The organism is Chloroflexia bacterium SDU3-3, from assembly GCA_009268125.1.
Taxonomy (GTDB): Bacteria; Chloroflexota; Chloroflexia; order Chloroflexales; family Roseiflexaceae; genus SDU3-3.
In genome coordinates, this window is record WBOU01000001.1 from 126,464 (window position 1) to 138,252 (window position 11,789).

The following is an 11,789-nucleotide window of genomic DNA, read 5'->3' on the forward strand; positions in this document are numbered from 1 at the left end:
ACTATCTGCTATCAACACCCAAACTTACTCGTGTCACTTTTAGCTATCGATAGCATCGCTACAAACCGTAAGGGTTTCACAACCATAGGAAAGAATCGGCCCTTTGAGGGGTGAAAATCACCCAATCCTACGCTTTCGCCTCATCTTAACAGTGGTATCATTCATCCTAGTGTCGTGATCGTGATCAGCAGAGATGGCAGCTACACGCGGCCTGGGGCGAGCTTTGCCCCACGGGCCGCCGCCAGGGTAGGTTTTTTTCCCGAGGCGGATCATGCGATACATTTTCAGCTTGCGGGAAGGAAATCATGATCAAAAAATTACTAGGCTATGTCGGCGAGTATCGCATGTACGCCATAGCCACCCCGCTCTTCATTATCGGCGAGGTCATCATGGAGGTGCTGATCCCCCTGGTGATGGCCCACATTATCGACACGGGCATCCAGGGCAGCGGCGGCATCGGCTACACCATCAAGATGGGCGGCCTAATGGTGGTGATGGCCCTGATCTCGCTGCTGTTTGGCGCGGCCGCCGGGCGCACCGCCGCCGTGGCCGCCATGGGCTTCGCCCGCAACCTGCGCAACGATCTGTTCAACAAGGTGCAAGATTTCTCGTTCTCGAACGTGGACAAGTTCTCCACCGGCTCGCTAGTCACACGGCTCACCACCGATGTCACCAACACCCAGAACGCCTTCATGATGATCCTGCGCCTAGGCTTCCGTGCGCCGATCATGTTCATCAGCGCCTGTGTGCTGGCAGTGTTTGTCAATCCACGGCTCTCGCTGATCTTCCTAGTGGCCATCCCGCTGCTGGGCACGGCGCTGTTCCTGATCATCAGCAAGGCCCACCCGCGCTTCCTGCGCATGATGAAGACCTACGACAAGCTCAACACGGTGGTGCAGGAGAACTTGGTGGGCATCCGGGTGGTCAAGGCCTTCGTGCGCGAGCCGCACGAGAACGCCAAGTTCAGCGCCACCGCCGACGAGGTGCGCCGCGCCCAGGTGTTCGCCGAGAAGTTGGTGATCCTCAACATGCCGATCATGCAGCTCTCCATGTACGCCTGTATCGTCGCCGTGCTGTGGTTTGGCGGCAACATGGTGGTGGGCGGCAGCTTCGCGATCGGCCAGCTCTCTAGCTTTATCAGCTACAACGGCCAGATCCTGATGTCGCTGATGATGCTCTCGATGATCTTCATCATCTCGATCATCTCCTACGCCTCGGTCGACCGGATCATGGAGGTGCTGAACGAGCAGCCCGACATTCGCGACGCCGAAGGCGCTGCCGACGTGCGGCTGCGCGATGGCTCGATCGAGTTCCGCGACGTGTCGTTCAGCTACACCGGCGACGCCAGCAACCCCACGCTCGCCCACGTGAGCCTGAGGATCGAGTCGGGGCAGACCATCGGCATCATCGGCGGCACTGGCTCGGCCAAGACCTCGCTGGTCCAGCTCATCCCACGGCTCTACGACACACTGGGCGGCGAGCTGCTGGTGGGCGGCCATAGTGTGCGCGACTACCCGCTGCACACCCTGCGCAGCGACGTGGCCATGGTGCTGCAGAAAAACGTGCTGTTCTCGGGCAGCATCCGCGACAACATCCGGTGGGGCGACCACGACGCCACCGACGAGCAGATCATCGAGGCGTGCAAGGCCGCGCAGGCCCACGACTTCATTATGTCGTTCCCCGACGGCTACGACACCGACCTGGGGCAGGGCGGCGTGAATGTCTCGGGCGGCCAGAAGCAGCGGCTCTGCATCGCGCGGGCGTTGCTCAAGCGCCCCAAGATCATCATCCTGGACGACTCGACCAGCGCCGTGGACACCGCCACCGACAGTAAGATCCGCGCGGCTTTTAAAGAGAAGCTGAAGGACACCACCACCATTATCATCGCCCAGCGGATCACATCCGTCTCCGAGGCCGACAAGATCATCGTGCTGAACGATGGCCAGGTCGATGGTTTCGGCACCCACAGCGAGCTGATGGCGCAGAACGAGATCTACCGCGAGGTCTACATGTCGCAGCAGAAAGGAGTGGAGCAGTATGCGGGGACCAACGCGTAATCAGCAGCAGCAACAGGGGCAGCAAGGGCGCAGCGGCAAGCCGAAAAATGTCTGGAAGACCCTGGGGCGGGTGTTTTCCTATATGGCCGAGTATCGCGCGCTGTTCGTCGGGGTGGTCGTTGGGATCATCTTCAGTGCCAGCACGCAGATCGTAGGCACCGCGCTGCTGCAGCGCGTGATCGACAACTCGCTGCTGCCCATGCTGCGCGAGGGGGCGACGCCCGAGCGCATGGCCAGCTTCGTGGGCACCCTGGTGGCCATGGCGGCGATCTACCTGCTGGGCGCGCTATGCACCTATGGCTACAGCCGCGCCATGCTCTACATCTCCACCAACACGCTGCTCAAGCTGCGGCGCGACCTGTTCACCAAGATGGAGGCGCTGCCCATCCGCTACTTCGACACCCACACCCACGGCGAGCTGATGAGCCGCTACACCAACGACACCGACACCATCCGCGAGATGCTGTCGAACAGCGTGGCCAACTTCATCTCATCGGCGATCACGGTGGTGGCGGCTTTCTCGATGCTGCTCTACTACAGCTGGCAGCTCACCATTTTGGTCGTCCTGATGCTGGGCGTGATGATGTTCACCATCCAGAAGATCGGCGGGCAGAGCCGCATCTTCTTCAAGAAGCAGCAGGAGGAGCTGGGCAAGGTCAACGGCTACATCGAGGAGATGATCGAGGGACAGAAGGTGGTGAAGGTGTTCTGCCACGAGGAGCAAACCAAGCGCGAGTTCCACGCCCTGAACGACGGGCTGCGCGAGGCCGCCACCAGCGCCAACACCTTCGCCAACATCCTGATGCCGATCATGAACAACCTGTCGAACATCCTCTACGCCCTCACCACCATGGTCGGCAGCCTGCTGGCGATCTACGGCTTCCTGACCACCGGCGCGGTGGTGGCCTTCCTGCAGCTCACCCGCAACTTCACCATGCCGATCACCCAGATGTCGCAGCAGCTGAACACCGTGCTCTCGGCGCTGGCCGGGGCCGAGCGGATCTTCGAGGTGATCGACGAGCAGCCCGAGGCCGATGACGGCTACGTGACGCTGGTGAACGCCACCCTCGCGCCCGACGGTGCGCTAGCCGAGGCCGAGGGATACACCGGCACATGGGCCTGGCGGCACCCCCACCGCTCCGACGGGCGCGTGACCTACACCAAGGTCGAAGGCCGCGTGGAGTTCGACAACGTGGTGTTCGGCTACGAGCCAAACAAGACCGTGCTAAACGGCATCTCGCTCTACGCCAAGCCGGGCCAGAAGATCGCCTTTGTTGGCTCGACCGGCGCGGGCAAGACCACGATCACCAACCTGATCAACCGCTTCTACGATGTGCCTGACGGCAAGATCCGCTACGACGGCATCAACATCAACAAGATCAAGAAGGATGACCTGCGCCGCTCGCTCTCCATGGTGCTTCAGGACACCCACCTGTTCACCGGCACGATCATGGAGAACATCCGCTACGGCAAGCTGGATGCGACCGACGAGGAGTGCATCGCCGCCGCCAAGCTGGCCAACGCCGACTTCTTCATCCGCCACCTGCCGCAGGGCTACGAGACGGTGCTCTCCGCCGATGGCACCAACCTCTCGCAGGGCCAGCGCCAGCTGCTGGCGATCGCCCGCGCCGCCGTGGCCAACCCGCCGGTGCTCATCCTCGACGAGGCCACCTCGTCGATCGACACCCGCACCGAGGCGCTGATCGAGAAGGGCATGGACAGCTTGATGGAGGGCCGCACGGTGTTCGTGATCGCCCACCGGCTCTCGACGGTGCGCAACTCCAACGCGATCATGGTGCTAGAGCACGGCAGGATCATCGAGCGCGGCAACCACGACGAGCTGATCGCCCAGCGGGGCAAGTACTACCAGCTCTACACCGGCATGTTCGAGCTTTCCTAGCGGCCCTGGCGGGCGGCACACCGGGGCTGGGGCCAGATCTGGTCTCAGCCCCTTCTCGTTGGGCGGTATGCTATACTTGGGCAGTGTAAAAAAGGAGCGCAGGCGATGTTTGAAGGCTGGCTCAGCAGCGTGCGATCGCAGCTCGGCGCGCTGCTGAATATGGACGGCAAGCTGTTCATGCACTATACGATCCCAGGGCACACCGTTCCCGAGCACGCTATCCGCGAGCTAGAGGAGGATGTCGCGCAGCACGAGGGCTGCCCAGCCCATATCCCAGATGATCTGCGCAGCTTCGGCCAGCATGTGAACAGCGTCAGCTTCTTCTGGGAGCGGCTCGACCGATATGCCTCGCACGCGTGGGGAAAGGCGACCCTCCCGCACCTCTTTGCTATCTACGCCCCCTACCTACCCGACGACGGCGAGGATACAGATCGCGACAGCATCGTGTTTGACCGCATCGACGAAAGAAGCTGGGTCAGCATCACTATCGACCTCGACGGACAGCGCCCGGGCCTGCGCTACCACTGCGCAGAAAACACGGGTGGGTCTCCGCTCGATCTCAGCCTGCCGCAGTACCTCCACACGCTGTGCGCGCTCCGTGGCCTGTATGGCTGGCAGGCGCTCTTCACCCACGGCGAGCACGCTGGCCAGGGCAGCACGCGGCGCGAGCAGATCGCCCGGCAGATCGCCGCGCTGTTCCCCGACACCGATATCACGCGGCTTCTGCGGCAGAGCGAGGGGCGCACCGATGTTTGAAACCTACCACGCGCGGCTGAACGCTGCGCTCATTCAGCTCCAGTCGCTCCCGCTGACCTGGTTCGCACTCCAGCGGGCCGTGGGCGAGTCCATCCCCGAGCTTGAGGCGCTCATCGGCGCGGCGCTCCTTCGCGAGGAAGGCATCCATGACTTCCAGCTCCCGCCCCTGATGCGCGACCTTGGGCTGCACGTCGGGCATATCCTGATCGGGTGGCACCACCCGCCGCTGGCTGGTAGGCTGGTGGAGGGGTGCGCGCACATCCATCGGCTCGCCGAACTGTACGCCCCATTTGATGCGCAGTGGGAGGACGACAGCCCCCAGCCGCTCGATCTGCGGCAGAACTACACCCCATTTGACTGGATGCACCACGACTACCACGTGCTATGCAAGTGGAGCAACAGCGCCCAAGCGCCAGAGCTGTACTACTTCACCGCCGAATCCGGCCAGCGCTACCGGCTGGGCCTGAATATTGAGCAGTACCTCGACGCGCTGATCGAGACGCGCGGCATATTCCGCTGGCAGGAGCTTTTCATCCGCGACGAGCGCTTCCAGCCAGACATCGGCTTCCTCAACCGGCTGCGCGCCCAGATCGCCGCGCTGTTCCCCGACGCCGATATCACGCGCTTTGAGCCATAGAGATGGCATCTATCGTGTATACGCTCAGGCGCGAACCTGCGCCCGCCCATAGCACCCAAGGAACCAGCAATGCCCGCCGCACCAGCCGACCTCGACCGCCTAACCCAGGACATCCGCGCGCTGCGGCCAGCGCATGCCCACCCCGACATGCGCACGCACCTCACCCCCGCGCTGCTGGCGGCGCTGGTGGCCGTGGGCACGCCCGAGGGGCGCTGGAGCCTCGCCGACGCGCTGGCATACCTGCGGCGCATGCCCGACGAGGAGCAGCGCGCCGCCAGCATCCAGGCCCTAGCGCGGCGCGACCTGCCGCACGACATCCCCGCCCTGCTCGACATTGCCCACCACCTGCAGCAGGCCGAGCACCGCACCACCGCGCTGATCGCCATCGCGGCCTGCCAGCCCGCCGAGGCGGCCCAGATCACCTGGTATGCCGCCTTCCGCACCGCCCGCCAGATCGAGGATGGAGAAACGCAGGCATCCGCACTGATCGCCATTGTGCCGCACCTACGGCCCGAGCTGCTGCGCGAGGCATTGGAGGCGGCATACCAGATAGAACCCAATAATGAGTGCTCACAGGCCAAAGCAATGGCGGTAGTGATAAACTGCATGCCCGCCGAGCAGCAGCCGCAGCTATGGGAAGAAACGCTTGATCAGATGCAGGCGAAACATGAGGAATCATATCTGGCTTGTGTCCTGTCGGCAATGGCCCCATACATGCCTCCCGCGCAGATAGGCTTCGTCATTGATCGAGCGCTACGCTGTACTGATGAGGAAGTATTTGCAGACATGCTCGAAGGAATTGGGCCATATCTCCCCATTGAGCGAGTAAGCGGCCTGCTTGCAATGGCTGAAACCATGGAGGACGAGTTTTTCTGTGAGCGGGTGCTTAGAGAGCTGCTGCCTCACCTCAGCAAGCAGGAGATCGGCAGGGTCTTCACCATAGAGCAGAGGATGGTTGATCGTGGATGGCAGATCCAGCTACGCAAAGCGATCTTGCCCTATCTAGAGGGAGAGCAGCAGCAGGCCGCATGGGTCCAGCTGCTAGATGATACGCTTGGAGACAACAACGAATGGGGATTCGCGAGAAATCCACCAGCGATGGGCTTACTTCCCCCAACGATGGTTGCAGAGGCATTTAAAGCAACGCTGGGAATGTCCAGCGATCTCTTTCGTGCCCAGGCGCTGGCCCAAATTGCCCCACACCTGCCCGCGCACATGCTTGGCGAGGCGATTGAGGCAGCCCAGGGGATAGAAAGCCACACCGAACGCGCCCAGGTGTTAGTGTCCATCGCCACACGCGCCGCTTTCTGGGATGACATTCTTGATACGCTTGCCGATATCGAGAACCTATCAGAGCGTGAGGAGATCATCGAACAGATTGCCCCCTATCTTGACCAAAGACAGGTAGATAGGGCGCTCGACCTAGCACAGAAGGCCAGAACAGAGAATCGCTGGGAGGTGCTGCTGACGATTCTTCCACAGCTCGCAGCCGATCATCTGGGCATAGCCCTTGCACTCGCACGCAGCTTCCCCAACGATCCCCAGCGCGTCGAAGCGCTACAGAGCATCAGCCCGCATCTTGACGAGCAGCATCTCGACGATGCGTTCGAGATCGCATATACGATGGAGCATACGAGTAATCGCGTGCGCGCCCTATCTGCTATTGTCGTTCATTTCCCCGCAGAGCAGCAAATAAAGCGATGGCATGAGGTACTGGCTGAGATACAGGTAAGCCCAGCGGGACAATCCTCCTTGCTCCAAGATATTCTTCCATACTTACAGTCGGAGCATATGCCCACTGTGCTTCAGTTTATAGAAGAGATGCAAGGTGAGAACGAGCCAATCGCTTCTACTATCCAGGCAATAACCCCTTCCCTTCGCCCAGAACAGCTCGATCACGCGCTGGATGTGGTGCGGAGGATCGAGAGTGAGTGGCATCGTACACGGGCGCTTGCATACCTCTCTCCACGCCTGCCCGATGAACAGCGGTTTGTGGTGCTGGATGAAGCGCTATCGATAGCGTATGGGATGAGCAATGATTTTGTACGTACCACAAGCTTGTTAGCCCTTGCACACTTTTTCCCATCGGCACAGCAAGGTAGTATATTGCGCGAGGCGTTACACTCCGCTTTGAGCGATCAGAACAATATATTGGACTGACGGAATTGATTGAGGAGATCACCCCTCGCCTAGACACAGCACTGATGGATGAAGCGCTGGATACCATAGCGATAATGGAAGATGAAGAGCGGCGCGCGCTGTCGCTCGCCCGCGCCATCGAGGATGTGGCGGAGCGCTGGGCGTAGCAGCGTCGAAATATCCGCCCAACGGATGAGCACCATGGCGCTCATCGCGCCCGCCCGCGCTGCTATACTCGCTGCTCCACACGCCCGATGCCTCAGGCATCGCCACGCAAAGGAGCGGATATGCAACCGACGAAGGAGCTTGGCCACCGGCGCACGCTGTTCGACGCCGTGGCCGACGAGTACGACGAGATTCGCCCCGGCTATCCCGACGCGCTTGTCCAGGACATCATCGACATGGCCGGGCTGCCCGCTGGCGGCCAGATCTTCGAGATCGGGTGCGGCACCGGGCAGGCCACCGCGCCCTTCGCGCAGCGCGGCTACCGCGTAGACAGCATCGACATCGGCCCGCACATGGTGGCGCGCACGGCGGCGAAGTTCGCGCAGAACCTGCGCGTAAGCGTCAGCCTCGGCTCGTTCGAGGACTGGGATGCCCAGCCTGGCAGCTACGACCTGGTGATGTCCGCCACCGCATTTCACTGGATCGACCCGGCGCTCGGCTACCCCAAGGCGGCGCGCATGCTGCGGGAAGGCGGCGCGGTCGCCATCTTCGCCAACAAGCAGCCCGACCCGTACGATACCCCGTTCTACATCGCCTCGCAGGAAGTCTACCGGCGAGTGGTGCCCGAGTGGGCCAGCCCCGAGGCGATCACGCCGCTTGCGACGCAGATCGAGCGCGATGTGGCCGCCATCGACGCGACCGGCTGCTTCGCGCCCGTGACGGTGCGCACCTACCCATGGAGCGTGCGCTACACGACCGAGCAGCACATCAAGCTGTTCAACACTTACTCCGACTTTCGCGACCTGCCCGACCCCACCCGCCACGCACTCTATCAGGGCCTGGCCGAGCTGATCGACACGCAGTTTGGCGGCGCGATCACGCGCAGCTACATCGCGGTGCTCTACCTCGCGCGGCGGGCGTAGGGAAGCCGAAGATTCTTTACCACGAGGACACGAAGGCGCGAAGATTTGAAAAAAGATCTTCGCGCCTTTGTAGGTATTGATTGCTCTTTTTGCTTGGGGTCTTAGAGTCTTGGTGGCAAATGAATCCGTGCTCTGTCGGGTCTGTACCATGAGGAAATCGCAACGTGTTTACCTAACTGTTACACAGCGTTGATGTTCTCATGAACATGGGCTGCTATCATCAAACCCATATATCCAAACGGAGGGGGGAGATGCAGCATCGTTGGGGTTGGATTCTGGCCGCGCTCGCTGGCAGCTGTTTTGTGCTCTGTCGCTACTGGTTCGTCGCCAGCGAACTGCTGCTATCCGTTGGGATCGGTATAGCAGCGCTATGGGCCTTGGTGCGCTACCCACAGCATCAGCTTTCGCTGTTTCAGCGGGCGCTTGGTGCTGGCAGCATGGGGCTGGCGGCGCTTGGCGCGCTCGGCGCGTGTATCCCGCTCATCGTCTTCACCACGCGAGAGTACAACCAGGCTGGACAGGTAATACAGGTGATCAGCTACCCCATGAGCTACTTTGCGCTGCGCCTCTGTAGCTTGCCTGCGTGTTTCGGTCTGAGTGCCCTCTTAGTGTTCTTGGCCATAAAAGAGCGCCTACACGCCGCATGGATCTGGGCGCAGGCGCTTTTCACCAGTGTGCTCGCTCTTACGCTCGCGCTGGATGTCTACCTCGATTCTTCCGTCGCTTCACCCTACTTCGGCCCGCTGCTGTGGGGGATCGCAGGCTGTTGGGGTGCGCTCGCTGTTCTTGGGCAAAAGGTATAAGGTTTGGCGGCTGAACGGTGTTATTTATCTTCCGCCCGCCACATCCATGCAAGCCCCGGTCACATACGAGGCCTCCTCGGAGAGCAGCCACAGGATGGCGCGCGCCACCTCATCGGCGGTGCCGCCGCGCTGCATGGGGATACCCGCCTTGACCCGCTCCACGCGGCCCGGCTCGCCGCCGCTGGCGTGGATGTCGGTGGCGATCACGCCGGGGCGCACCGCGTTCACGCGGATGCCCTCGCCCGCCACCTCCTTGGCCAGGCCCAGCGTGAGCGTATCGATGGCCCCCTTCGACGCGGCGTAGTCCACATACTCGTTGGGCGAGCCGAGGCGCGATGCCGCCGACGAGACGTTCACGATCGCGCCGCCCACGCCGCCGTGGCGGGTGGACATGCGCAGCACCGCCTCGCGGGCGCACAGGAATGGGCCGATCACGTTGGTGGTGAAGATCCGCTGTAGCCGCGCCGCTGACATCTGGTCGACCCGCATCTGGGTCTCCAGCACGCCCGCGTTATTAACCAATGCGGCCAGTGGCCCCAGTTCGTCGATCTGCGCGAACAGCCGCAGGATGTCGGCCTCGCTGGCCATGTCGGTGGCGAAGGCGTGGGCAGCCCCGCCAGCGCTGGCGATATCGGCCACCACAGCCTGGGCCGCGTCGGGGCGATGCAGGTAGGTGATGCAGATTGTGTAGCCGCGCTGCGCGGCCAGCCGCGCAGTTGCCGCGCCAATACCTCGGCTGCCGCCGGTGATCAGCAGGATGTTCTGTGTTGGCATGGGTATACTCCCTCAGAGCCTCTGCCCCGTCCTTTTCCGGGGCAGTCTATGCAGCTGCTATCAGCTACGTCTTTTGGTAACACGGTTGAGCGAATCGCGGACCTCTCGATAGATCTCCTGAAGCATATGCTTGGTATTGCCCTGGTCGGCACGGCGAACCCACTCATCCAATGTGAGGCGCATGACAAGGCCAAAGCTTTCGGCGGTGGTGTACGCATCAAGCTCGGTTACGTTTGCGTGTGAACGCAGCGTATCTGCGAGGCGCTCAAAAAGAACCGTTTGGCGCTGAAGTCCAGCAGCGTGTAATGAGGGATACCGCTTCATGAGTCGACGCACGCGCAGAAATCGGCTGTTTCCCTCGGAATCGCTATCAAAAACGCTGGCCATCGCATCCCATGCCTCTTCCAGATCCTGAAGGGGATGCGTTTTCGATGCGTGCGCAGCAACAGCGATGAGCTGCTCCTCCAGCCCTGCCTCGTCCGCCAGAACCGCTGCTTCCTTGCCCGTGCAGTGCCTGAAAAATGTGGTGCGTGACACCCCTGCCGCTGCTGCAATGTCATCTACAGTCGTAGCAGCAAACCCTTTTTGCTCGAACAGCTCGACTGCGGCATTCGCAATACTGCGTATTAACTCAAGCCGACGCCGTTCACGCAGGCTCGGTGGTGGTAGTGGTTTGTGTTTTGGATTCATGGTTGACATTTTAACACACTATGCTAATATGAAACTGAGTACCATATTTGTACTCAGTTTCAGAATATGTTTGTCCCGTTTCTAGAAAGGAACTCTACCCATGGCGCCTGCCACGACTCGACCGCTAGTAACCGTCGAGGTTTGGTCGGATGTGCAATGTATCTGGTGCTATATCGCTAGCGCTCGCTTTGACAGGGCCGTCAGGCAGCTCAATGCCGATGTGAACGTTATCCATCGTTCATTCCAGCTGCAGCCAGATGCACCAGTTGAGATTGATGAACAGACCCTTCACGAGCGACGGAGCCGATTTCCCTCGGAGCAACGTGAGCGTGTTTTCCGCCAGCTGAGGGAAATGACCGCCGCCGAAGATCTGCCGTACGACCCAGACCGCAGCCAACCGACCAACTCCCGCCTGGCCCTTGAGCTGCTCCACCATGCCGAGGTGACGGGCCACCGGCATGTGCTCACCGACCGCCTCTTTCGCGCCTACTTTGCAGAAGGGCGGCACATTGGGCACCTCGACGAACTTATCAGCCTCGCCACGGAGGCCGGGATGGATCCCACAGCCGCACGGCTTGCGCTTGCCGATCACCGATATGCCGCAGCTATCGACCGCGACATCCAACGCGCCCACGAGATGGGCGCTCAGGGCGTGCCGTTCTACGTCATCAACAGCACATGGGGTATATCTGGCGCCCAGACACCAGAGGCTTTCCGGAACGCGCTCGCACAGGCGGCGAACATATGAGCAGCGGCCCGATAACCACGCTAGAACCAACCGATTGGTGTGTCGATGGCATCTGCACCATCCCGCCGAGGAGCACGCCACATCCTCCGCCACGCAGTGATGATAGTCACAGACCAGATCCATCTGCTACCGACGAAACAACCATCAGCCAGATGCGTGATATGAAACACCACGCTACGCGACCAAGTGAAACAAAG

Annotated in this window: 10 protein-coding genes; 8 read left to right on the top strand and 2 right to left on the bottom strand. The window is 61.3% G+C overall.

Annotated elements, in window-relative coordinates:
* The first annotated feature begins 305 nt into the window (after positions 1–305).
* The 7 genes from F8S13_00530 to F8S13_00560 all read left to right on the top strand — a co-directional run bounded on the left by F8S13_00530 (position 306) and on the right by F8S13_00560 (position 9,380).
* The gene (locus F8S13_00530; GenBank protein ID KAB8145607.1) at positions 306–2,057 is read left to right on the top strand and encodes an ABC transporter ATP-binding protein; all 1,752 of its coding nucleotides are present in this window, start codon (positions 306–308) and stop codon (positions 2,055–2,057) included.
* Complete coding sequence (locus F8S13_00535) at positions 2,038–3,957, top strand: ABC transporter ATP-binding protein (GenBank protein ID KAB8145608.1); 1,920 nt, start codon at positions 2,038–2,040, stop codon at positions 3,955–3,957. The genes F8S13_00530 and F8S13_00535 overlap by 20 nt, the downstream gene beginning before the upstream one ends.
* A 105-nt stretch (positions 3,958–4,062) precedes the next feature.
* Complete coding sequence (locus tag F8S13_00540) at positions 4,063–4,713, top strand: hypothetical protein (GenBank protein ID KAB8145609.1); 651 nt, start codon at positions 4,063–4,065, stop codon at positions 4,711–4,713.
* Positions 4,706–5,350, top strand: a complete 645-nt coding sequence (locus F8S13_00545; protein ID KAB8145610.1) for a hypothetical protein — start codon at positions 4,706–4,708, stop codon at positions 5,348–5,350. The genes F8S13_00540 and F8S13_00545 overlap by 8 nt, the downstream gene beginning before the upstream one ends.
* Before the next feature lie 69 nt (positions 5,351–5,419).
* Positions 5,420–7,510, top strand: a complete 2,091-nt coding sequence (locus tag F8S13_00550) for a hypothetical protein (protein KAB8145611.1) — start codon at positions 5,420–5,422, stop codon at positions 7,508–7,510.
* A gap of 233 nt (positions 7,511–7,743) precedes the next feature.
* On the top strand, positions 7,744–8,577 hold the full coding sequence (locus F8S13_00555) for a class I SAM-dependent methyltransferase (GenBank protein ID KAB8145612.1): 834 nt from the start codon (positions 7,744–7,746) through the stop codon (positions 8,575–8,577).
* Between the two features lie 251 nt (positions 8,578–8,828).
* Entirely contained in the window at positions 8,829–9,380 is a 552-nt protein-coding gene (locus F8S13_00560; protein ID KAB8145613.1) for a hypothetical protein, read from the top strand.
* A 24-nt stretch (positions 9,381–9,404) separates the two neighbouring features.
* Here the strand turns inward: F8S13_00560 and F8S13_00565 are convergent, their stop codons facing one another.
* Positions 9,405–10,154, bottom strand: a complete 750-nt coding sequence (locus tag F8S13_00565) for an SDR family oxidoreductase (protein ID KAB8145614.1) — start codon at positions 10,152–10,154, stop codon at positions 9,405–9,407.
* 60 nt (positions 10,155–10,214) lie between these two features.
* Positions 10,215–10,853, bottom strand: a complete 639-nt coding sequence (locus F8S13_00570) for a TetR family transcriptional regulator (GenBank protein KAB8145615.1) — start codon at positions 10,851–10,853, stop codon at positions 10,215–10,217.
* 91 nt (positions 10,854–10,944) lie between these two features.
* On the opposite strand from F8S13_00570, the gene F8S13_00575 reads away from it, so the two are divergent.
* Complete coding sequence (locus F8S13_00575; GenBank protein ID KAB8145616.1) at positions 10,945–11,592, top strand: DsbA family oxidoreductase; 648 nt, start codon at positions 10,945–10,947, stop codon at positions 11,590–11,592.
* Positions 11,593–11,789: the final 197 nt, after the last annotated feature.

Bases quoted from the DNA above. Each gene is read 5' to 3' on its own strand.
- F8S13_00530 (KAB8145607.1), top strand. From the start codon at position 306: ATGATCAAAAAATTACTAGGCTATGTCGGCGAGTATCGCATGTACGCC.
- F8S13_00535 (KAB8145608.1), top strand. From the start codon at position 2,038: ATGCGGGGACCAACGCGTAATCAGCAGCAGCAACAGGGGCAGCAAGGG.
- F8S13_00540 (KAB8145609.1), top strand. From the start codon at position 4,063: ATGTTTGAAGGCTGGCTCAGCAGCGTGCGATCGCAGCTCGGCGCGCTG.
- F8S13_00545 (KAB8145610.1), top strand. From the start codon at position 4,706: ATGTTTGAAACCTACCACGCGCGGCTGAACGCTGCGCTCATTCAGCTC.
- F8S13_00550 (KAB8145611.1), top strand. From the start codon at position 5,420: ATGCCCGCCGCACCAGCCGACCTCGACCGCCTAACCCAGGACATCCGC.
- F8S13_00555 (KAB8145612.1), top strand. From the start codon at position 7,744: ATGCCTCAGGCATCGCCACGCAAAGGAGCGGATATGCAACCGACGAAG.
- F8S13_00560 (KAB8145613.1), top strand. From the start codon at position 8,829: ATGCAGCATCGTTGGGGTTGGATTCTGGCCGCGCTCGCTGGCAGCTGT.
- F8S13_00565 (KAB8145614.1), bottom strand. From the start codon at position 10,154: ATGCCAACACAGAACATCCTGCTGATCACCGGCGGCAGCCGAGGTATT.
- F8S13_00570 (KAB8145615.1), bottom strand. From the start codon at position 10,853: ATGTCAACCATGAATCCAAAACACAAACCACTACCACCACCGAGCCTG.
- F8S13_00575 (KAB8145616.1), top strand. From the start codon at position 10,945: ATGGCGCCTGCCACGACTCGACCGCTAGTAACCGTCGAGGTTTGGTCG.